The 22,016-nt window shown below is 65.4% G+C and carries 19 protein-coding genes; 6 read left to right on the top strand and 13 right to left on the bottom strand.

Annotated features, from left to right (window positions below):
* Positions 1–62: 62 nt before the first annotated feature.
* Positions 63–3,869 (top strand): methionine synthase, encoded by a 3,807-nt coding sequence (metH, locus tag LRS09_RS08270; protein ID WP_257805290.1) that lies wholly within the window; start codon positions 63–65, stop codon positions 3,867–3,869.
* Between the two features lie 27 nt (positions 3,870–3,896).
* On the opposite strand, the gene LRS09_RS08265 is transcribed toward metH, so the two are convergent.
* Positions 3,897–4,724, bottom strand: a complete 828-nt coding sequence (locus LRS09_RS08265; protein WP_257805289.1) for an alpha/beta fold hydrolase — start codon at positions 4,722–4,724, stop codon at positions 3,897–3,899.
* A gap of 243 nt (positions 4,725–4,967) precedes the next feature.
* Between LRS09_RS08265 and LRS09_RS08260 the strand changes: the two genes are divergently transcribed.
* The 5 genes from LRS09_RS08260 to LRS09_RS08240 are packed head-to-tail and all read left to right on the top strand — an operon-like array spanning position 4,968 to position 9,529.
* Positions 4,968–6,158 carry an ABC transporter substrate-binding protein gene (locus tag LRS09_RS08260; protein WP_257805288.1) on the top strand — a complete coding sequence of 397 codons (1,191 nt, stop codon included), beginning with the start codon at positions 4,968–4,970 and terminating at the stop codon, positions 6,156–6,158.
* Between the two features lie 4 nt (positions 6,159–6,162).
* Complete coding sequence (locus LRS09_RS08255; RefSeq protein WP_257805287.1) at positions 6,163–6,891, top strand: ABC transporter ATP-binding protein; 729 nt, start codon at positions 6,163–6,165, stop codon at positions 6,889–6,891.
* Positions 6,888–7,604, top strand: coding sequence for an ABC transporter ATP-binding protein (locus LRS09_RS08250; RefSeq protein WP_257805286.1), 717 nt, complete (start codon positions 6,888–6,890; stop codon positions 7,602–7,604). The genes LRS09_RS08255 and LRS09_RS08250 overlap by 4 nt, the downstream gene beginning before the upstream one ends.
* Positions 7,605–7,607: 3 nt before the next feature.
* Positions 7,608–8,486, top strand: coding sequence for a branched-chain amino acid ABC transporter permease (locus LRS09_RS08245; RefSeq protein WP_257805285.1), 879 nt, complete (start codon positions 7,608–7,610; stop codon positions 8,484–8,486).
* Positions 8,483–9,529, top strand: a complete 1,047-nt coding sequence (locus LRS09_RS08240) for a branched-chain amino acid ABC transporter permease (protein WP_257805284.1) — start codon at positions 8,483–8,485, stop codon at positions 9,527–9,529. The genes LRS09_RS08245 and LRS09_RS08240 overlap by 4 nt, the downstream gene beginning before the upstream one ends.
* 31 nt (positions 9,530–9,560) lie before the next feature.
* Here LRS09_RS08240 and LRS09_RS08235 read toward each other — a convergent pair whose 3' ends face one another.
* The 12 genes from LRS09_RS08235 to LRS09_RS08180 form a co-directional block, all read right to left on the bottom strand.
* Positions 9,561–10,775, bottom strand: coding sequence for an amidohydrolase (locus LRS09_RS08235; protein ID WP_257805283.1), 1,215 nt, complete (start codon positions 10,773–10,775; stop codon positions 9,561–9,563).
* A 31-nt stretch (positions 10,776–10,806) separates the two neighbouring features.
* Positions 10,807–12,126, bottom strand: coding sequence for a M20 family metallopeptidase (locus tag LRS09_RS08230; protein ID WP_257805282.1), 1,320 nt, complete (start codon positions 12,124–12,126; stop codon positions 10,807–10,809).
* A 19-nt stretch (positions 12,127–12,145) separates the two neighbouring features.
* A complete protein-coding gene (locus tag LRS09_RS08225) occupies positions 12,146–12,922 on the bottom strand; it encodes an N-formylglutamate amidohydrolase (RefSeq protein ID WP_257805281.1) in 777 nt (258 codons plus the stop codon).
* Positions 12,919–14,250: a glutamine synthetase family protein gene (locus LRS09_RS08220; RefSeq protein ID WP_257805280.1), complete on the bottom strand. Its 1,332-nt coding sequence runs from the start codon at positions 14,248–14,250 to the stop codon at positions 12,919–12,921. Before LRS09_RS08220 ends, LRS09_RS08225 begins: the two co-directional genes overlap by 4 nt.
* Positions 14,247–14,900: a cysteine hydrolase family protein gene (locus LRS09_RS08215; RefSeq protein ID WP_257805279.1), complete on the bottom strand. Its 654-nt coding sequence runs from the start codon at positions 14,898–14,900 to the stop codon at positions 14,247–14,249. Before LRS09_RS08215 ends, LRS09_RS08220 begins: the two co-directional genes overlap by 4 nt.
* 16 nt (positions 14,901–14,916) lie before the next feature.
* Positions 14,917–15,834, bottom strand: a complete 918-nt coding sequence (locus LRS09_RS08210; RefSeq protein ID WP_257805278.1) for a MurR/RpiR family transcriptional regulator — start codon at positions 15,832–15,834, stop codon at positions 14,917–14,919.
* A 231-nt stretch (positions 15,835–16,065) separates the two neighbouring features.
* Positions 16,066–17,181 (bottom strand): ABC transporter ATP-binding protein, encoded by a 1,116-nt coding sequence (locus tag LRS09_RS08205; protein ID WP_257805277.1) that lies wholly within the window; start codon positions 17,179–17,181, stop codon positions 16,066–16,068.
* Entirely contained in the window at positions 17,181–17,918 is a 738-nt protein-coding gene (locus LRS09_RS08200; RefSeq protein ID WP_257805276.1) for a tyrosine-protein phosphatase, read from the bottom strand. Before LRS09_RS08200 ends, LRS09_RS08205 begins: the two co-directional genes overlap by 1 nt.
* The gene (locus tag LRS09_RS08195; RefSeq protein ID WP_257805275.1) at positions 17,918–18,802 is read right to left on the bottom strand and encodes a carbohydrate ABC transporter permease; all 885 of its coding nucleotides are present in this window, start codon (positions 18,800–18,802) and stop codon (positions 17,918–17,920) included. The genes LRS09_RS08200 and LRS09_RS08195 overlap by 1 nt, the downstream gene beginning before the upstream one ends.
* Positions 18,792–19,724, bottom strand: a complete 933-nt coding sequence (locus LRS09_RS08190; protein ID WP_257805274.1) for a carbohydrate ABC transporter permease — start codon at positions 19,722–19,724, stop codon at positions 18,792–18,794. The genes LRS09_RS08195 and LRS09_RS08190 overlap by 11 nt, the downstream gene beginning before the upstream one ends.
* Before the next feature lie 61 nt (positions 19,725–19,785).
* A complete protein-coding gene (locus tag LRS09_RS08185; RefSeq protein ID WP_257805273.1) occupies positions 19,786–21,090 on the bottom strand; it encodes an ABC transporter substrate-binding protein in 1,305 nt (434 codons plus the stop codon).
* Positions 21,091–21,106: 16 nt separating this feature from the next.
* Positions 21,107–21,991 carry a metallophosphoesterase gene (locus LRS09_RS08180; protein WP_257805272.1) on the bottom strand — a complete coding sequence of 295 codons (885 nt, stop codon included), beginning with the start codon at positions 21,989–21,991 and terminating at the stop codon, positions 21,107–21,109.
* Between the last annotated feature and the right edge of the window lie 25 nt (positions 21,992–22,016).

The raw sequence follows: 22,016 nt of genomic DNA, 5'->3' as shown, positions 1-22,016 counted from the left end.
GCCGCATGTTGACATAAAGATGTCTTTATGTGACGAAGATCTCGTCGCATAAAGGACAGGTCATGTCGCAAAAAAGTGTCTCGGATGCGCTGTTCGGCGCGACGGCTCCGCAGCCGGATGGCGCGGAGATCCTTGCTGCTTTGCAGGCGGCCGCGCGCGAGCGGATCCTTGTCCTCGACGGCGCGATGGGCACGCAGATCCAGGGGCTCGGCTTCGGCGAGGATCATTTCCGCGGCGACCGGTTCCTAGGCTGCGCCTGCCACCAGCAGGGCAACAACGATCTTCTGATTCTCACCCAGCCCAAGGCGATCGAGGACATCCACTACGCCTATGCCAAGGCGGGCGCAGACATCATCGAGACGAACACCTTCTCCTCCACCTCGATCGCGCAGGCCGATTACGGCATGGAGGGCATGGTCTACGAACTGAACCGCGACGGCGCCCGGCTGGTGAAGCGGGCGATCCGGCGGGCGGAGCAGGAGGACGGCAGGCGCCGCTTCGTCGCCGGCGCGCTCGGCCCGACCAACCGCACCGCGTCGATTTCTCCCGACGTCAACAATCCCGGCTACCGCGCGGTGACCTTCGACGACCTGCGCCTCGCCTATGCGGAGCAGTTGCGTGGGTTGATCGACGGCGGCGCCGACATCGTGCTGATCGAGACGATTTTCGACACGCTCAACGCCAAGGCCGCGATCTTCGCGACCGAAGAGGTGTTCGTCGAGAAGGGCATCCGCCTCCCGGTGATGATCTCCGGCACCATCACGGACCTCTCCGGCCGCACGCTGTCCGGCCAGACGCCGACCGCCTTCTGGCACTCGATCCGCCATGCCGCGCCCTTCACCATCGGCCTCAACTGCGCGCTCGGCGCGGCGGCGATGCGTCCGCATCTCGCGGAACTGTCGTCGGTCGCCGACACGTTCACCTGCGCCTATCCCAATGCCGGCCTGCCCAACGCGTTTGGCCAGTATGACGAGAGCCCGGAATTCATGGCCTCCCAGGTGGAGGAGTTCGCGCGGGAGGGGCTAGTCAACGTGGTCGGCGGCTGCTGCGGCTCGACGCCGGAACATATCGCCGCGATCAGCGAAGCCGTGTCGCGCCATGCGCCGCGCGGCGTGCCCCAGCGCTCGGCGCTGATGCGGCTGTCGGGCTTGGAACCGTTCACGCTGACCAAGGACATTCCGTTCGTGAATGTAGGCGAGCGCACCAATGTCACCGGCTCGGCGAAATTCAGGAAGCTGATCACGGCGGGCGATTATGCCGCCGCCCTCGACGTCGCGCGCGACCAGGTCGCCAACGGTGCGCAGGTGATCGACATCAACATGGACGAAGGCCTGATCGACTCGAAGAAGGCGATGGTCGAATACCTGAACCTCATCGCCGCTGAGCCGGACATCGCCAAGGTGCCAGTCATGATCGACTCCTCCAAATGGGAGGTGATCGAGGCCGGCCTGAAATGCGTGCAGGGCAAGCCGATCGTCAATTCAATCTCGATGAAGGAAGGCGAGGAAGCCTTCCTGCATCACGCGAAGCTGTGCCGCATGTATGGAGCGGCGGTCGTTGTCATGGCCTTCGACGAGGTCGGCCAGGCGGACACCAAGGCGCGCAAGGTCGAGATCTGCACGCGCGCCTACAAGCTTCTGACGGAACAGGCCGGCTTCGCGCCGGAGGACATCATCTTCGATCCGAACGTGTTCGCGGTCGCCACCGGTATCGAGGAGCACGACAATTACGGCGTCGATTTCATCGAGGCCACCGGTGAAATCACCGCCACGCTCCCGCATGTCCATATTTCCGGCGGCGTGTCGAACCTGTCCTTCTCGTTCCGCGGCAACGAGCCGGTGCGTGAGGCGATGCATGCCGTGTTCCTCTATCACGCGATCCAGCGCGGCATGGACATGGGCATCGTCAATGCCGGGCAGCTCGCGGTCTATGACACGATCGAGCCGGAGCTGCGCGAGGCCTGCGAGGACGTCGTGCTCAACCGCGTGCCGAAGGCGGGCGGCACCGCGACCGAGCGGATGCTGGAGATTGCCGAGCGGTTCAAGGGAACCGCGGGCAAGGAAGCCAAGGAAAAGGACCTCGCCTGGCGCGAATGGCCTGTCGAACAGCGCATCAGCCATGCGCTGGTCAACGGCATCACCGAATTCATCGATGCCGACACAGACGAGGCGCGGCTGAAGGCCGAGCGGCCGCTGCATGTCATCGAAGGGCCGCTGATGGCCGGCATGAACGTCGTCGGCGACCTGTTCGGCGCAGGCAAGATGTTCCTGCCGCAGGTGGTCAAGTCGGCGCGCGTCATGAAGCAGGCAGTCGCAGGCCTGTTGCCCCACATGGAAGCCGAGAAGCTCGCCAATGCCGCCAACGGCATCGACAATGGCGAGCGCCAGACGGCCGGCAAGATCCTGATGGCGACCGTCAAGGGCGATGTGCACGACATCGGCAAGAACATCGTCGGCGTCGTGCTCGCCTGCAACAATTACGAGATCATCGACCTCGGCGTGATGGTGCCTGCGACCAAGATCCTGCAGACGGCGCGGGACGAGAAGGTCGACGTGATCGGGCTCAGCGGCCTGATCACCCCCTCGCTCGACGAGATGGTTCATGTCGCATCCGAGATGGAACGCGAAGGCTTCGACATTCCGCTGCTGATCGGCGGCGCGACGACCAGCCGCGTCCACACGGCGGTGAAGATCCACCCGCGCTACGATCGCGGGCAGGCAGTCTACGTCACCGACGCCAGCCGCGCGGTCGGCGTCGTGTCGAGCCTTCTGTCGCCGGAGATGAAGCCCGGCTACGTCGAGACGCTGCGAGCCGAATACAAGAAGGTGACGGAGGCGCATGAGCGCTCGGAGCGCGAGAAGCAGCGCCTTCCGCTCGCACGCGCTCGGGCGAATGCGCACAGGATCGACTGGGCGGACTACACGCCGCCCAAGCCGACCTTCCTCGGCACGCGGGTGTTCGAAAACTGGGATCTCGCCGAACTCGCCCGCTATATCGACTGGACGCCCTTCTTCCAGACCTGGGAACTCAAGGGCCGCTATCCGAAGATCCTGGAAGACGAGAAGCAGGGGCCGGCGGCCCGCCAGCTCTTCGACGACGCGCAGGCGATGCTGAAGCAGATCATCGAGGAGAAATGGTTCGCGCCAAAGGGCGTGATCGGCTTCTGGCCCGCCAACACCGTCGGCGACGACATCCGTCTCTTCACGGACGAAACCAGAACGGAGGAGCTGGCGGCCTTCTTCACCTTGCGCCAGCAGCTCGCCAAGCGCGACGGCAAGGCGAACGTCGCGCTCTCCGACTTCGTCGCTCCCGCCGACAGCGGCAAGGCCGACTATGTCGGCGGCTTCGTCGTCACCGCAGGCATCGAGGAGGTGGCGATCGCCGAGCGCTTCGAGCGCGCCAACGACGACTACAACTCGATCATGGTCAAGGCCCTGGCCGACCGCTTCGCCGAAGCCTTTGCCGAGCGGATGCACGAGAAGGTGCGCACCGAGTTCTGGGGCTATGCGCCGGACGAGGCCGCGACGCCGGACGATCTGATCCTGGAGAGCTACCAGGGCATCCGCCCTGCGCCGGGCTATCCGGCCCAGCCGGACCATACCGAGAAGGTCACGCTGTTCCGCCTGCTCGATGCCGAGAAGAATGCCGGCGTCGCATTGACGGAGAGCATGGCGATGTGGCCGGGCTCGTCGGTCTCAGGCCTCTACCTGTCGCACCCCGACAGCTACTATTTCGGCGTCGCCAAGGTGGAGCGCGACCAGGTCGAGGACTATGCGGTGCGGAAGGGTATGGCTGTCGAGGAGGTCGAGCGCTGGCTCGGGCCGATCCTGAACTATATCCCGACGCCGTTCGCGGAGGCGGCCGAGTAATCTCGCCCGCCACCGCGCCGTCGTGGTCTATTTGCGCCAGGCGGGTTCCAGGCTCTTGAGGAACCGGTCGAGGATCGGGTCGAAACGGTCCGGCGAGTCCCAGAACGGCGCGTGCCCGGATTTTTCGATGACGAACTTCTTGCCTTCCCACAGGTTGGAGAAGGGGATCGTGTCGACGAAGGCGACGTTGACGAAGGGCTCGTCGGCGCCGTTGACCACGGCGATCGGCGGCGTGTCGCCGAGCACGATCTGCGCCTGGTCGCGGCCGACGCCCTGGGCGAACTTCCCGAGCATCATCGCCCGGGCTCGCCCATCGGTGCGCTTGACCGCATCGTAGAGCACTTGGTCGAACGGCTCGCCGCAGGTGCTGCGCGCATACGCGTCGACGTCCTCCTCGGTGAAGTCCTGCTTTCCTGCCAGGCCCATATGCGGGCTCGGCAGGAATCCGTTGCCGAGGTCGGCCGCCGATACGGGTGGCGTGCCGGTGATCATCAGGCCGAGCATTCCCTTGTAGAGGCCGATCATTTCGAGGCCGATATGACCCCCGAGCGACCAGCCGAAGATCGCCGCGCGATCGTAGCCGAGCTTGAGCATCGCTTCGGTGAAGGCGTCGGCATAACCGGGCATGTTGTAGGTGCGGTCCGGATCGACCGCGTCGGCGGACTCGCCGTGTCCGGGCAGGTCGAACGCGATCAAATGATAATCCCTGCCGATCTGTCCCTCGAACTGGTTGCGGAAGACTTCGCTGCTTGACGAATTGCCATGGATCATCAGCAACGGCATGCCGGAACTGTCCGTCTCCCGGACCGCAAGCGTGCCATGACTTGTCTCGATCTTGGACTTCTTCGTTGCCACCGGGGCCTCCGTTTTCGCGATATTCACTGCCTGCACATCAATTCATCACCCATGTCGGCGAGTCCAGTGAATAGGCAAAAGATCGCGCCGGAGTGTGAAAATGTCTTTTCAGATTGGACCGCATGTGCATAGATTGTCAATTATTCAACCTGCCAACAAGGGTTCCAGAGGGGTCGTAATATGATGTCGAATAGCGTCGGTTCTCGTGTCCGCCGCCTTCTCCTGGGGGCTTCGCTCGCAGCAATGGCCACCACGGCCGGCGGGGCTGCGTGGGCCGACACGATCAAGATCGGACTGCTTGCGCCGCAGACCGGACCGGCCGCGGCAGACGGCCAGGAGTTCCAGCGCGGCGCACAGCTCGCCATCGACGAGATCAATGCAGCCGGAGGCTTCAACGGCAACACCTTCGAGCTCGTCGTCGGCGACGTGAAGGATCAGTCGGCCGGCAACGTCACCAGCGCGGTGGAGCGCCTGCTCGGCGATCCCGACGTGCATTTCATGACCACGGGCTACGCCAGCCTGACCAATTTCGAGATCGAGAACATGGCCGAGGCGGAGATGCCTTACGTGCTCTCCGCAACGTCGCAGCAGACGCGCGACATCATCGCGCCCGATCCGGCCAAGTATACCTGCTGCTGGTCGCTGACGCCGTCCTTCGATGCCTACAACACCGACGTGACCTATTTCGTCGAGAAGCTCGCCAAGGACGGAAAGATCCAGCTGCCGACCAAGAAGGTGGCCATCATCTCCTCCGACAATGCCTATTCGAAGACCATCTCGGAAGGCATGAAGAAGACCTTCACCGAACAGGGCTGGACGATCACGGTCGACGAGCTCGTGCCGTTCGGCGAGGTCACCGACTGGCGCGCCATCCTGACCAAGGTGCGCAGCGACGTTCCGGACGTGGTCATCAACACCGACTACCTGCCGGGCAACTCGGCGTCGTTCCTGAACCAGTTCATGGAGCAGCCGACCAAGAGCCTCGTCTTCCTGCAGTATGCGCCGAGCGTGCCTGAGTTCGTGGAGCTGACGAAGGCGAACTCGACCGGTATCATCTACAACCTGCTCGGAGGTCCGCTGACGACGCCGAAGAACCCGCGTGCGGACGAGGTGGCTGCGAAATACAAGGCGAAATACGGCACCGAGAGCGGTACCTACGGCGTCGCGCTCTACGAGACCATCTACCTCTATCTCGATGCGCTCAAGAAGGCGGGCGATGCCTCCGACCATGCCGCCGTCATGAAGGCGCTCGGCGAGACCGACAAGCAGATCTCCGCCGGCCGCCTGAAGTTCGACCAGGCGACGCATCTCGCCACGCAGGGCGACGACTTCATCCCGATCACCTTCTTCCAGATCTGGGACGGCAAGCGGACCCTGATCTCGCCGGAGCAGTATGCGACCGGGGAATTCCAGCTCCAGCCCTGGATGAAGTGACGCAATGGCGTTGCTGGAACTGGACGGCGTCTCGAAGGCCTTCGGCTCGCTGAAGGCCGTCGACAACGTCTCCTTTAAGGTCGAGGCTGGCGAAATCTTCGGGATCGCCGGCCCGAACGGCAGCGGCAAGAGCACGCTGTTCAACACCATCACCGGCATTCCCTTCGGACCGGACCACGGCACGATCCGTTTCGACGGCGTGGAGATCCAGAAGCTGCGCGGCCACCGGATCGCGCGGCTCGGTCTTGCCCGCACCTTCCAGCGCGAGACCGCCTTCGACGGTCTGACCGTGTTCGAGAATGCGCTGATGGGCTCGGCCTTTGGCGACCAGCAGACGGTGGAGGCGGCGGCCTCGGCCGCCGAAGCGCTCGAATTCGTCGGCTTTTCGGCGCAGGACTTCGGCCGGCCGGCGGGCGAACTGTCGGTATTCCAGCGCAAGTGCCTCATGCTCGCGACGGCGATTGCGATGAAGCCGAAGATGCTGCTGCTCGACGAGCCGGCGTCCAGCCTGACCAAGCCCGAGATCGACAGTTCGATCGAGCTCATCCGCCGCACGGCCGCGCGCGGCATCACCATTCTTCTCATCGAGCATGTACTGACGCTGCTGATGAGCCTGTCGCAGCACCTGCTCGTGCTCAACGAAGGCTCGGTGCTGGCGCTTGGCGATCCGCGCACGGTGGTGGCGGACCAGCGCGTCGTGGAAGCCTATCTCGGCAGCAGGAAGGTCGCATGAGCGCTCCCATGCTCAACGTCGCCCGCCTCTCCGCCGGCTATGGCCGGGTGACGGTGCTCGACGGGATTTCCGTCGCCGCGGGCGCGAATGGCAATGTCGGCCTGTTCGGCCCCAACGGCCACGGCAAGACCACGCTGCTGCGCGCCATATCGGGACTGCTCAAGCCGCGCGGCGGGGCGGTCGAGTTCGAAGGCGAGAACATCACCGGGATGAGCCCCAGGGCCATCGTGGACAGGGGGCTGATCCACGTCCCGCAGGGCAACACGCTGTTCCCGGACCTGACCATCGCCGACTGCCTGGCGCTCGGCGCCTATACGCCGCGCGCCCGCGCCGCCGAGGAGGCGAACCGGGAAAAGGTGCTGGCGCTCTTTCCGAAGCTGCGCGCCCGCTGGCGGCAGCGCGTGCGCACCTTGTCCGGCGGCGAACGGCAGATGGTGTCGATCGGCACCGCGCTGATGAGCCATCCGAAGCTTTTGATCCTCGACGAGCCGACGCTCGGCCTTGCGCCGAAGATCAAGGACGAGCTGTGCAAGGCGGTCTTCGATATCTCGAAGAGCGGCGTGCCGCTGATCGTGGTCGAGCAGGACGTCGAGTTCCTGCTCGAACTCACGAACCACCTCTATTTCATCAATCACGGCCAGGTAGAAACGGAGATCAAGCCGGGCGAAAGCCTGGCCCACTCCGACATCATGGCCATGTATTTCGGGCACTGATCCATGAACACGGTGGCGGATATCCTGTTCGGCGGCCTGTTCCAGGGCTCGCTCTACGCCATGATGGCGGTCGGCCTCGCGCTGGTGTGGACCACGATCGGCGTGTTCAACTTCAGCCACGGCGTGCTGATGATGCTCGGCGCCTATGTCGCCTGGCAGCTCGGCGCGTGGGGCTTGCCGCCGTTCGCGGCCTTCCCCCTCGCTGTGGCGCTGATGGCGGGCGTCGGCTGGCTGCTGCAGGCGACGGTGGTCAGGCCGCTGATCGGCCGCGCCAATCTGGTCCTGGTCGTCGTCATCACCACGCTCGCCGCAGGCTCGCTGATCGAGAACGGCGTGCTCGTCACCTGGGGACCCCGGTCCAAGCAGGTTCCGCCGCTGCTCGAGGGCAATGCCATGATCGGCGGCATCGGCGTGTCGATGCACCAGATCGCGATCATCGTCATCACGCCGCTCATCCTCGGGGCGCTCTGGCTGTTCCTCAGCCGCACGCGCCTGGGACTTGCGCTGCGCGCCGTCGCACAGAACGAGGATGCCAGCCGCTTGGTCGGCCTCAACGTCACGGCGCTCTACGCGCTTGCCTTCGGCATAGCGGCAGCACTTGCGGCGCTCGCCGGCATCTTCCTCGGCGGTTATCGCTTCATGACCCCGGTCATGGGCGCCGATCCGTTGCTGAAGGCGCTCATCGTCGTCGTCTTCGGCGGCATATCGAGCATTTCGGGCCCGATCTTCGCGGCCTATGTGATCGGCTTCTTCGAGGCGATCTGCAGTTACTATTTCGGCCTCTACTGGACGCCGGCGCTGCTCTTCGCCGCGCTCATCCTGACCCTCATGGTCCGGCCCGAAGGGCTCTTCTCCACCGGCAGCGGCAGGGGGCTCGCATGACCAGCGCCAGTTCCGCCGAGACGATGACCCAACCTGCCGCATCTTCCGCGATCGTGCCGAAGGCGCCGGGCCGCGTGTCCTGGCAGCGCGAGGCGATCGCGCTTGCGATCGGCTTCGTGCTCCTGGCGCTGGCACCCTTCGTGTTCACCGACAGCTACAGCCGCCATGTCCTCATCATGGTGTTCATCTACGCCGTCGTCGCGTCCAACTGGGATCTCAGCCTCGGCTATGGAGGCGTCTTCAACTTCGGCCACATCGCGCTCTTCGGCATCGGCGTCTACGCCTACAGCCTGCTGACGAAACTCGCCGAAATGGATCCCTGGATCGCGATGGTCGCCAGCGGCATCGTCGCAATGCTCGCCGCGGTGCTGGTGACGATCCCGATCCTGCGGCTCAAGGGCATCTACATCATTCTCGTGACCTTCGGCTTCGCGCAGCTGGTGATGCAGATCATTCTCAGCCAGTCCGACTACACGGGCGGCACGCAGGGTCTGGTACGCATCCCCGCCCTCTACTGGTTCGACCACAACATGGTCCGCGACGCGAAGTTCGCCTATTTCTACATCGCTCTCGGACTGCTGGCGCTCAGCACCGTCTTCCTGCGCATCTTCGTGCGCTCGCGCATGGGCATCAGCATCGTGGCGCTCCGCGACAACGAGGAATACGCGGTCAGCCGCGGCATATCGCTGGTTCGGCAGCGGCTGATCACGCTGGCCGCCAGCGCGTTTTTCACCGGCGTCGTCGGCGCCTTCTATGCCGCCTACCAGCGCAATGCGTCGGTCGAGGTCTTCGGCATGAGCCTTGCCACGATCATCCTGTCGATGGTGCTGCTCGGCGGCACCGGTACAATCTACGGCGCGATCATCGCCTCCTTCGTGCTGACGGTGTTCTCGGAAGCGATGGCGGATTTTGGCGCCTGGCGGCCGATGATCACCGCCATCCTCATCCTCGTCGTGATGCTTGCCTATCCGGGCGGCATCATGGGCATGCTGAAAAGCGCCGGCGACGTCCTGTTCAACCGTCGCGGATCAGGCCGGAAATAGGCGCCCGGCAAGGCCGGACGCCTCCTCTGCGTTACTGCTGGGCGGATGCCTGACTGAGGTAGCGCTCCGCCAGCGTCGCCCAGTAACGGATGCCGACCGGCAGAGCTTCATCGTTGAAGTCGTAGGCCGGATTGTGCAGCTGGCGCGGCGTCGCCTCGCCTTCCCGTGCCGAACCGAGGAAGACATAGCAGCCGGGCACCTTGCCGAGCATGAAGGCGAAGTCCTCGGCGCCCATCACCGGTTGCATCGCCGCGCTCACCTTGTCCGCGCCTGCGACCTCCTCCGCCACCGATGTGGCGAATTCGGTTTCCTCCTGCGTGTTGCGCAGCACCGGATAGCCCCGCTCGAAGACGAACTTGTGGGTCGCGCCGCTGGCCTCGGCGGCATTGCGCACCAGCTTCTCCAGTCCCGCCTCGAACTGCCCGCGAATGGTGTCGTTCAGCGTATAGAGCGTGCCGCGCACGACAGCCTTGTCCGGCGTCACGTGGACACTCTGCCGGTCGGCCGGATTGCCGCTCTGGAACTGGGTGATGGAGAGCACCACAGGCTCCGCCGGATTGACGTAGCGCGCCTTGAAGGCGTGCATGTCCTGGACGAGGCTGGCGGCGATGAGCAGCGGGTCCGCGACATAGAACTGCGAATGCGGATGGGACAGTTCGCTTCCGATGTGGAACTCGAACGTGTCGATCGAGGCCAGCATCGGACCGGTACGCATCATGAATGTGCCGAGTGGCGCGCCGGGAAAATTGTGCATGCCGAACATCGCCTGCACGGGAAACTTCTCGAACAACCCGTCCTTCACCATTTCGTTGCCGCCGCAACGCTCGTCCCCCGTCTCCTCGGCCGGCTGGAAGATGAAGCGCACCGTGCCGTCGAAGTCGCCGTTGCGGGCAAGGTGCCTGGCCGCGCCGAGCAGCATCGCCATGTGCCCGTCATGGCCGCAGGCATGCATCTTGCCGTCCACGGTCGAACGGTAGTCGACATCGTTTTCCTCATGGATGAAGAGAGCATCCATGTCTGCGCGCAGGCCCACGGCCGCGGGGCTGGTGCCCCGCTTCAGCGTTCCGACCACGCCCGTTCCGCCGAGGCCCCGATGAACCTCGATGCCGAATTCCTCCAGCTTGGCGGCGACGAAATCGGCGGTGCGATGCTCGTCGAAGGCCGTCTCGGGATGGGCATGGAGATAGCGCCGCCACTCGGTCGCCTCGTCGATCAGGCTGTTGTCCAGCGGGATTGTCCGCGTCATGAGTGCCTCCTTCGATTGGCCGTCGTTCCGGTCAAGCCTTGACGCCGCACCAGTCGACGACCGCGGCTGCGATCACCTTGGCACTGCTCACCAGCGACTCGACATCGACGTACTCGTCTACGCCGTGGAAGCCGTCGCCGCCTGGTCCGAAGATGACGCCATCGACACCTGCGCCAGAGTAATGAGCGGCGTCGCAGACGGCTATGAAACCCTTCATAGTCGGCGCTTTGCCGATCTCAGCCTGCCGTTTCATCAGGGAGGCGACGAGCGGGTGGTCCGGCGAGGTGTTCATCGGTGCGAAGAACAGGCCGCCCAATTCCCAGTCGATCTTGATCGGGTTGGCCTTGAGCCAGTCGTCCATCGCACAGAAATGCGCGACGAAATCCTCGAAGTCCTTGCGGTACTGTTTCGAGGTTTCGTCCGGCAGGAACTTCATGTCGAGGTCGAGCACCACCGCGTCCGGAATGATCGCCGGATTGGTCATCACCGTCGGCAGGCCGTTCTCGCCCAGCGCCGTGCCGCCCCACATCACGCCGATATTGATCGTGTTCATGCCGGCCGGCAGCAGGGGATGCGCCTTGGCGCGGACGCGGTTCTGCTCGAACAGGTGAACGGCCTGGATGAAGCGTGCCGCGATGTCGATGGCGTTGACCGCGGGCACGATCCGGTCGGGCGTGTGCTGCTGTGGATAGATCTCGTTGAAACGGAAGGCGGAATGGCCGTTACGGCCGCGGATGGTGACGCGCGCCCATTCGAGGCCGCCCTCGGCCGGATGCACGTCGCCCCAGCTCGGTTCGGCGACGAGGATCGCCTTGGCCAGCTTGCCGCGCCTGACATTGTCGATCGCGCCGCCGCCGCCGGCCTCCTCATCGACGACCGAGTGGAAGGCGAGCCGCCCGTCCAGCGTCACGCCCGTCCGATTAAGCGCGCGCATGGCAGCGACGCAGGCCGCCACGCCGCCCTTCATGTCGATCGCGCCGCGTCCGTACAGCTTGCCGTCGCGGATCTCGCCACCGAACGGATCGACCGTCCAGTCCTTCAGAGCGCCGGTCGGCACCACGTCGATATGACCGCACAGGATCAGGCTCTTCTCTTCCGAGCCGGGCTTCTCGCCGATCAGGTTCGGGCGGGCGGGCAGGGCGTCGAACTGTTCGGTCGCAAAGCCCTCGTCCTTGATGGCCTTTTCCAAAAGGGCCTGGACATCGCCCTCGCGGTTGAGGCCGTCGCCGGTCTCGAACTTCGGATTGACCGAGGGGATGCGGACGATGTCGCGCGTCAGGTTGATGACGAAATCGCGGTCCTTCTCGATGAAATCCTGGACGGCTTTGATCGTGGCTTCCGTATCCGACATGGCATCCTCTCAGTTGCGGTCAATTGGGGGTGGCGTAGGTAGCGGCGAGATGGTCGAGGATCGGCGCAAGGCGGCCGGTCCACTCGGCGACGCCCCGCGGCGTGGCGATCAGGTCGTTGCGGATCTCGACCAGCAGCGCGGGATTGCCGCGATCCGTGCCGTGGATCGGGATGGCATAGTCGCTGTCGCGCTCGATCACGTAAGGCACGTTCTCGCCGACGTTCAGGCCGGGCTCCGCCCGCAACGGCGCCAGGAATGCCTCGGCGAGGTCGGGCCTGTTCTCGTGCAGGACGCCGATATGCCAGGGGCGTTCGACCCCGAGGAACACCGGCGTAAAGGAGTGGATCGCAACGATGAGGCTCGGCGCATGTCGCCGGTCGAGGAAATCCGAGATCGCGGCGTGGAAAGGATCGAAGACGCGGCTGCGCCTGAGCGCCTTCTCGGCTTCGCTTGGAGCCTCGTTGCCGGGAATCCGTGTCGCTTCGGAGAGCGCCGGCATGCTGGTCGGAGAACCGAAGGGCCGGTTGAGATCCACCAGCAATCGCGAATAGGTGCCGAGGAAGGCCGGTGCGCCGAGCTGCGCGGCAAGCGCGCAGGTCACGTCGGCGGCACCGATGTCGTAGGCGATGTGCCGCTTCAGGTCGGCGGCATCCAGTCCCAGGCCGCGATAGCTCGCCGGCAAATGATTCGATGCATGGTCGCAGATCAGCACCAGCGGCGAGGTGGAGGCAGGGTTCAGAATCTCGACAGGCTCCGGCCAGTCGGGAAACACTGCCCTGCTTGCTGCAGTGCTCAATATCGTTCCCCGTAGGCTGCGCAGATCTCGGTCTTCTCCTTGCCCTCCATCGCGGCGAGTTCGGTGCGCTTGACCGCGAAGAAGCTGTCGACCAGCCGTTCCGGGAACCAGCTGCGGACGACGCTGTCCGCGGCGAGTGCATCGAGCGCGGCCTCCAGCGTTTCGGGCAGGCGGCGCAGACCCTTTGCATCGAGTTCGTCCTGCGTCATCAGCGTCGGGTCGCCGGTCACGATCGGCGGCGCGGGCAGCTTCGCCTCGATGCCGGCAAGCCCAGCGTGGACGATGCCGGCCAGCGCCAGGTACGGGTTGGCCGTCGCGTCGGCGGCGCGATATTCGATATTGAACTGCCGCGCCGGATCACCGCCTCCCATCGTCACGAACGGGCAGATGCGCAGCGTCGCCTCGCGGTCCCGTTCGCCGAGCCAGGTGTAGGACGAGCTCCAGTTGTGCGGCGCCAGCCGGTAGTAGGACGGCGGGCTCGATGCCGTGAGCGCGACGAGCGCCGGGAGATGCTTCAGGACGCCTGCGCAGAAGGAGGCCGCTGCCTCCGAGAGTTTGCCCGGACCGTCGGCCGCGTAGGTCGCCGGCCGCCCGTCCGCGTCGACGAGGCTGAAATGGATGTGCACGCCGTTGCCGACCGCGTCGAGGACCGGCTTCGGCGCGAAGCAGGCGCGGCGGCCGAGCGTGCGCGCGACCTCCCGCGTCACCTCGCGGATGACGACTGCGCGGTCCGCGGCTGCGAGCGCGTCGGTCGGCGCGTGCGTGATCTCGAACTGGTCGTTGCCGTATTCCGGCAGGACCATCTCGGGCTCGACCCCGGCCTCCTCCAAGCAGCTTGCGAGCATAGGCCCGAAGTCGCCTGCGCCCCGGAACGCCGCGACCGAAAAGGCGTGGTCGGCGATCCGCGATGGGTCCGAGGCTGTCGGCAGCAGCAGGAATTCCTGCTCGAACGTGGAGATCACCGACAGTCCGGTCGCCTCTTTCAGCGCCGCGAGCGCCTTCTTCAATTGCGTTCGCGGGCAGCCGTCCCAGGGGGAGCCGTCGAGCTCCACGATGTCCGCCATCACGAGGTCGAGCGGCGTCGCGGCACCGGTCGCGGAGGTTGTGTGGCGCGCCGAGAGATCGGGGACGAGGCGCAGGTCGCCGGACGAGCCCCACGGATTCTCGCCGATCGAGTTGAACGGCGTCAGGCAGAGATTGGCCGGCACCCAGCCGAGGCCGGTGGTCTGCGCCTTGCGAAGCCGCTCCTCCGTGACGGGCCGGCCGCGCGTCACGGCGGCCAGGTCCGTCGTCACGACATGGGCAAGGGGTGTCAGGGCGCCGCTCATGCCGCGACCTCGCGTCCGAGAGTTTCGAAGCGGCCGGCGACCGTCTGCGTGTCGGTCACCCAGCAATAGCCGCCGAAGGCCTTCAGCGCACCGTTGTGGCGCTCCGGTGTGGGGGCTGCGCAGGCGTCGGCCACACAGGTGACCAGATAGCCCCGGTCCGCCCCGTCGCGCACCGTCATGTCGACGCACTGGTCGGTGAGCACGCCGCAGACTACGAGATTGCGGATGCCGAGGTTCTTCAGCACGTAGTCGATGTTGGTGGAGTTGAAGACGCCCGACGACGTCTTGGGAAGCATGATCTCGTCGCCGACGGGCGCCAGTTCCTTCGGCGGCAGGCCTTCCTTGAGGCTTGGCGGGATGTGGATCGGCGTCATCTTGTGATCGAGCGAGCGGTCGCGGCCGTCCTCGGTCAGGCTCTGGATGATGGTGTGCAGCACCTCGACGCCGTTCTCGCGCGCCGCCTTCAACAGTGCGATCTGGTTCGGGATGGTCACCTCGCGGGTCTGCCGGAAGAAGTAGTGATCCGGCCCCCAGTCGGCGTGGCCCGGGTCGAGTCCCGGCTCCAGCCATATCCGCTGCATGTCGACGAGAAGGAGGGCCGTCGCTCCCTTGGCAAAGGGCTGGTCGCGGCGCGGAAGCGAGGTGGTCATATGGTCTCCGACAAGGTCATGATTTCGTTGCGGCCGACTGGATGCGGCTGCCGGGATTCTTGCCCCGTTCGGGGTCGTTGCCGGCGTCGAGCGTGACGCCGTTGGCGTCGCGGATCGCCTCGATGTCCTCGATGCGGCCGCGCACCGAGGGGCCGCGTACGGCCAGCGCATGCGCGACCACGGCCTCGATCTGCGCGACGCAGGACGCCGAGGTGTCGAACGGCGAATCCGAGTCGATCGCCGCCACCATCGTCTGGTCGGCGATCTCCGCGATCGGCGACAGCCAGGGGTCGGTGAAGAGGAGGATGCCGACGCCGCGCTCATGCGCCTGGCGAGCGAAGCTCACCACGTCCGCCTGGTAGCGGCGGTAGTCGAACACGACGAGAAGATCCTTCTTGCCCATGTCGATCAGCACGTCGAAATCGGAGGCGGACAGCTTCTCCATGTCGTGCACGCCCACGCGCAACTGCGCCAGGTAACTGGCCAGGATCGAGGCGACGTTGCGGCTGAAACGGCCACCGAGCAGCAAGACCTTGCCCCTGGTCTCGAGCAGCATCGACACGGCGCGGGTATAGGCCTGGGACGACGTCTGCGTGCGCGTGCGCTCAAGGCTCTGGATGACCGAGTTGAAATAGCCGAGCGCGGTGCCCTCGCTGGCATTGGCGGGCCGCTTCGCCTCCATCATCAGGAGGGGCGAATGCAGCCGGGATTCCACTTCTTCCAGAAGCTTCGTCTGGAAGTCGGAGAACTTGCCGTAACCGAGCTTGATCATCAGGCGCATGACGGTCGGATCGCTCACGCCGGCCAGCCGCGCGAGGCGGGTCGCCGTGCCAAGTCCAGACTTCGGGTAGTCCGCCAGGAGCACCTGAACGATCTTCCTTTCCGCCGCAGTGAGGGCCAACTGCGTGTGCGCCAGCTCTTCCCGTATCGACACCGCTCTTCAAGCTCCTCTCCCGATGACGAAGAGCTTACAAAATGGCTGGCGTTTGTCAATTTTGGAGAAAGTTCTACAGTCCGCGCAGAAAGGCGGGACGCCTGTGCGGGCAAGCCCCTCAAATCCACCATTCCCGTAACGAAGCCATCCCGAGAATCTGTCCGATTCTCGGGATGGCTCTGTCAAAAGATGTGGATCGGTCGCCCGGCCTCGGAGAGGGCGGGCCTCGAATCAGGCCGGCACGAGGGAGAGGCTTGCGCGGGCCGGTTCGGTCGAACCCTGGACCAGGCGCAGGCCGGTCTTGATGTCGAACAGATGCACTGAGCGCGCCGGGAAGCTCAGGTGGACTGTCTCGCCCTCCCGGTGGTCGCCGCCCTTCGGCAGCATGACGGCGACTTCCTGGTTGCCGAGCGAGCAGTAGGCGATCCGACTGCCGCCGAGTTCCTCGATCAGGTCGATCCGCGCCGGATGGCCCGTCGGCCCGGGCGGGGAGACGACGATGTCCTCCGGCCTGATACCGAAGGTCACCGCGTCGCCATCGGCCACCGACTGGCTGTCGAGCGCGACGGCGAATTGCGGCAGATGCTGCAGTACGACACCGCGGTCGTTCGCCCGCGCCGGCATCAGGTTCATCGCCGGCGCCCCGAGGAAGCTCGCGACGAAAGTCGAGGCCGGTTCGCGGTAGATCGACAGCGGCGTGCCGACCTGCTCGACATTGCCGCCGTTCATGACGATCATTGTGTCGGCGAGCGTCATCGCCTCGGTCTGGTCGTGCGTGACGAAGATCGACGTCGCCTTCAGGCGCCGGTGCAAGCGCTTGATCTCGATGCGCATGGTCACGCGCAGTTTCGCATCCAGGTTGGACAACGGTTCGTCGAACAGGAAGACGCGCGGCTCGCGCACCAGAGCCCGCCCCATCGCTACACGCTGGCGCTGGCCGCCCGACAGCTGGGCGGGGCGGCGGTCGAGCAGGGCGGTCAGGTCCAGCATCGCGGCCGCCTCGGCGACGCGCTTCTCCCGCTCCTCCTTCGCCATCCGTGCGATCTTCAACGGATAGGCCATGTTCTCGCGCACCGTCATGTGCGGATAGAGCGCGTAGTTCTGGAACACCATCGCGCAGCCGCGGTCGGCCGGGTCGAGATCGTTGATCTCCTCGCCGTCGATCGAGATGACGCCCTCGGTGATGCTTTCCAGCCCGGCGATCATGCGCAGCAGGGTCGACTTGCCGCAGCCGGACGGGCCGACGATGACCACGAACTGGCCGTGCTCGATCTCGACATCGACGCCGTGCAGCACCTGTTTGCCGTCGTAGCGCTTCTTCAGGGCTTGAATGGACAGATGGGACATCATGCGATCTCCGACAGGCGGGCTCTGAGGCGGCCGATGGTCGCCGGATCGAGGCCCGAATCCAGAAGGTAGGTTTCGACCGATCCGTAGCGGTCGGCGAGGTGAGCGAGCGTCGCCGCCATGGTTTCCGGCTCGCAGGCGAGCAGCGGCCGCAAGGCCTCGACATCGACGCCGCGCGCGACCGCATCGGCGACGAAGCCCTCGATCGCTGGCGCGAGGCGCTCCTTCGTCAGGGCATAGTCGGCCACGATGACGTCGTTCTCGACGCCTGCAAGGGCGAGCAGCAGGGCGGCGATGAGGCCGGTCCGGTCCTTGCCCGCGGTGCAGTGGAAGAGGACGATCCCGTCCGGCGCGTCGGCGATCGCCGACAGGACCTCGATGATCCGGTCGCGGCGGCTCGAGAGCGCCTGCAGGTAGAGGTCGTGCAGCACGTCGGCGGCAGTCATGGCCGAGGGCGCCAGCTCCTCGAACAGCGAGATCTGCCGGTAGCCAATGCCCGGCTCCAGGCGCAGCGGATTGGGGTGGGTTTCGAGTTCCTCGTCGCGCCGCAGGTCGATGACGGTTGCCACGCCGAGGCCTTTCAGTTCGGCGATGCCGTTGCCGTCGAGACGGTGGAGGCCGTCCGCACGCAGGATGCGGCGCCATTGCGTCGCGCCGCCGGGGACGGGGTAGCCGCCCAGGTCGCGGACGTTGAATGTTCCGGCAATGGCCAGGTGGCGTTCGATCGGCGCGTGCATCAGCGTATTCCCGATTTCATGAAGGACTGGATGACCTGCTGCTGGAGGACGATGTAGATCGCCAGGATTGGCAGGCTTGCCAGTGTCGACGCCGCCATCAGCGGTCCCCAGGCGGTGCCCTCCGAGGTCATGAACATCTGGATGCCGATCTGGATGACGCTGTTCTCCGGCGTGCGGGAAAGCAGCAGCGGCCAGAAATACTCATTCCAGGTCGAGATGAAGATGAGGATCGCGAGCGAGGCGATGGTGCCGCGCAGGTTGGGCGTGATGACTTCCCACAGCACGCGCCAGCTCTTGGCGCCGTCCATGCGCGCCGCCTCGATCACCTCGGCGGGGAAGGATCGCATCGCCTGCGCCAGCAACAGGACGGCGAGCGCGCCGGCGAAGTGCGGCAGGATCAGCGCCGCCAGGCTGTCGAGCAGGCCGAGATTGGCCACCAACAGATAGTTCGGGATCATCACCACCTGGAAGGGAACCAGCCAGGTGAGGGCGATCATCGTGTAGATCAGCTTGTCGAAGGGAAAGCGCCAGCGGGCGAAGGCATAGGCCGCGAGCAGGCCGGTGAAGAGCTGCGCCACCGTCACGAGGACGGAGACCACCAGCGTGTTCACCAGCATCGCCCCGATCGGGATCGCGTTCAGTGCATAGGCGTAGTTTTCCAGCGAGGCCGCCGTCGGCCAGAGGCTCGTCTCGAAGATCGCATTGGCGGGCCGCAGCGACGAGATAATCATCCAGTAGACCGGGAACAGGCAGAAGATCGACAGGAGAACCATCACGGCATGGCCCGCCGCGGTGTTCAGCCGCGATGCCGACTGGGCGCGGCGGCGGGTGCGAGAGCGGGCGACGCCGGGCAGCGCCGGAGAGAGGGAGACGTCAGTTGTCATGGAACGAATACCTGTCCATCAGGCGGAACAGGACAAAGGCCAGCGCGCCGAAGCCGAGGAAGAGGATGATCGCCGCCGCCGAACTCCAGCCGACTGAGAGGGTGGAGAAGCCGAAGTCCCACAGGATGTAGAAGATGTTGGTCGTGGCGCCGAGCGGCCCGCCGCCTGTGAGCACGTGGATGTAGGAGAAGCTCCACTGCGCGCCGAGCAGGATCGTCATCAGCGACAGGAACAGGATGGTGGACCGCAGCAGCGGCAGGCGGATGTCGCGGATGATCTCCCAGCGCGAGGCGCCGTCCATCCGCGCCGCCTCGACCAGCGACGGATTGATGTTGGCGTTGGCCGCCGAAAGGATGAGCGTCGAGAAGCCGATGAGCTTCCAGCCGGTGAGCACGATGATCGTCCAGATGGCGATCTTCGGGTCCTGGAGGAAACGGACCGGACGAAAGCCAAACAGGCCGATCGTCTCGTTGATCATGCCGTGGCCCGGATCGAGCAGCCAGCGCCATACGGCGGCGGCCACGACGGGGGCGATGATCATCGGCACGAAGATGATGGCGCGGTAGATGTTGCGCGAGCGCGCCGGCAGGTCGTGGGTGTAGATGGCGATCGCGAGCGGGATCAGCACGGCGAGCGGCAGGAGGCCGATGACGTAGGTCACCGTATTGCGCAGCGCCTGCCAGAATTTCGGCAGCGCGAAGATGTTCACGTAGTTCTGCCAGCCGACGAAGGTCATCGGCGAGTCCGGCAGCATGTTCCATTCGTAGAAGCTCAGTCTCAGCGCGTCGAGCAGCGGCCAGTAGATCCACAGGACCAGCGTCGCGGCGGCAGGCGTGAGGTAGAGCCAGGGGGCGATGCGCCATGGGCTCGCAGCGCGTTTCGGTGCGACCTTGGCCGGTCTGTCGAGGGGGATGGCGGTCATGGCCGTCTCCGCTGGTCGGGAAAGGGGCGGCCGGCCGCTGAGGACCAGCCGCCTTGCGTCGTCACTTCGGCATCAGGGCCTGGGCGTTGTCCTGCGCGGCCTGCATGGCCTCGGCCGGGTCGACGCCGCCGAACACGGCGAGCTCTGCGCCTTCCATCATGGTCTTCTGGATCTGGCGGTAGTTCGGGCCGGGGAAGGATTCCCAGCGCTCTAGGATCGCGAGCTGTTCGAGGTTCGGCTTGATCAGCGGGTGCTTCTTCACCCATTCGCCGAGATAGTTCGGGTCATCGACGATGTCGGTGCGCAGCGGCAGGTAGCCGATCTGCGAGGTGATGACGGTGTAGGCCTCCTTCGAGGTCATCGCCTTCATCAGCTCCCACGCGGCCCGCTGCTTGACCGGGTCCTTGCTCAGGATCACCAGCGCGCTGCCGGAATTGTTCGGCCGCTGCGGCTTGTCGCCGAAGCGCGGCATGGTACTGGCGCGCAGATCGAACTTGCCTTCCGCGCCCTTCACCAGGAAGCCCTGGATGGCCGAGGTTTGCAGATACATGCCGATCTTGCCGGAGGCCATGCCTTCCATGGCGGCCTGGATCTCGACATTGGTGTAGGCGCCGCTGTCATAGAGGTCGCGCAGCATCGCCACCGCCTCGACCGAGGCCGGATCCGCGAAGGCGAGCTGCTTGCGGTCGGCCGAGATGATGCCGCCATTGTTGGAGCGCAGCACGCCTTGGAACAGCCAGTCGCCCGCGCTCGGTCCGAAGATGCCGGTGGCGATACCCTCGGCGTCCGTCTTGTCGACGATCGCGAGCGCGGCAGCCTTCACCTCGGCCCAGGTCTTGGGCGGGTTCTCCGGGTCGAGCCCGGCCTGACGGAAGAGGTCCGCATTGTAGAACAGCACGGGCGTCGAGAAGGTGTAGGCCAGCCCGTAGGTCTTGCCGTTGATCACGCCGAGCTGCAGCCCGTTGGGCGTGATGCCCTCGAAGTGCTTCTTCAGCTCGTCCGCCGGCACGATGTCCTCGAGTGCTACGGCGCCGAGATTGTCGACGGTGAAGTTCAGGTCCGAGAAGACCATCTGGACGACGTCGGGGATGCGTCCGGCGGCCACGTCGGCCTGGATGCGGCTGGTGATGTCCGCCGAGCTCGCGCCGACGCCCTCGACCTTGATGTTCGGATTCGCCTTCTCGAAGTCGGCGATCATCTTCTTGGTCGCCTCCGCGCCGTTGCCGGCCGAGGCGAGGTTGTAGTTGTAGTAGCTGATCGTCACCGGCTGATCGACGGTCGCGGGGATCGACTGGGTGAATGCGGGCGCGCAAAGGCCCGCCATGACCAGCGCGGTCGCGCCGGCCAGGAATGTCTTGCGGTTCATGGGAGGACTCCTGGGTTTACTGTGCTGCCACCGCGGCGGCGGCCGCGTCGGTTTCGTAGTGCTTGATCAGCTCGGACATACCCGCGAAGGTGTGCACCTTGAGCTCGCGGCGGTCGGCCGGCTGCGGCACGAAGGAGATGCTGAGACCCGAGTCGCGGACCGTGCCGAGTGCGAAGGACGCCCCGGCGACCATGCGCAGGCCCTCATGCAGGTAGAGCACGTCTGTCGCCGCGTGCTGGCCGATGCCGACCACGACCGGAATCCCGCACCAGTGACTCACGCGGTCGTAGTGGATGTGGCCGGACAGGATGCCGAGGATGCCGCTGCGGCCCTCGAGCACGCGGCGCAGGGCCTCGGTGCCTTCGAAGGAGAGCGACTCCCATTCGAGTTCCGTGGCGTGGAAATCGAGCGCAGGCGCGTGATGCATGACGATCAGCTTCGGCAGTTCGGGATGCCGGTCCAGCTCGCTTTCCAGCCACTCGACCTGGCCGGTCTCGAAATGGCCGCCGATCTTGAAGGGCATGCTGGTGTCGACGAGGATGATGTGGATGCCGTCGACGACGGCCGAGTGGTCGTAGGGCTTGTCGATGTTCTCGGCCTGGCCGAGCATGGCGGGATAGAAGCCCGAGCGCTTGTCGTGGTTGCCGAGCGTATAGAGGATCGGCATGTCGAGCTCGGCCTCGGCGACGATCGCCTTCAGCTGCTCGTAGCTTTCCTGGTCGCCGGTATTGGTCAGGTCACCGCTGGCGATGATGAAGCGGGGCTGCGGCACCAGCCGCTTCACGTCCGCGAGGATGGCGCGGAGCGTCGTCGCCGTGTCGGAATAGAGGTGATCGTCCTGAACGGCCGGATTGCCGATGTGAAGGTCCGTCAGGTGAACGAAGGTGAGGGCGTCGGCCATTGAAAACTCCTGTGCGGCCAGGCGA

This window comes from Mesorhizobium sp. J428 (assembly GCF_024699925.1).
Lineage (GTDB): Bacteria > Pseudomonadota > Alphaproteobacteria > Rhizobiales > Rhizobiaceae > Mesorhizobium_A.
Note: the sequence above shows the minus strand (reverse complement) of the source record. Positions and strands in the feature narration are given on the sequence as shown.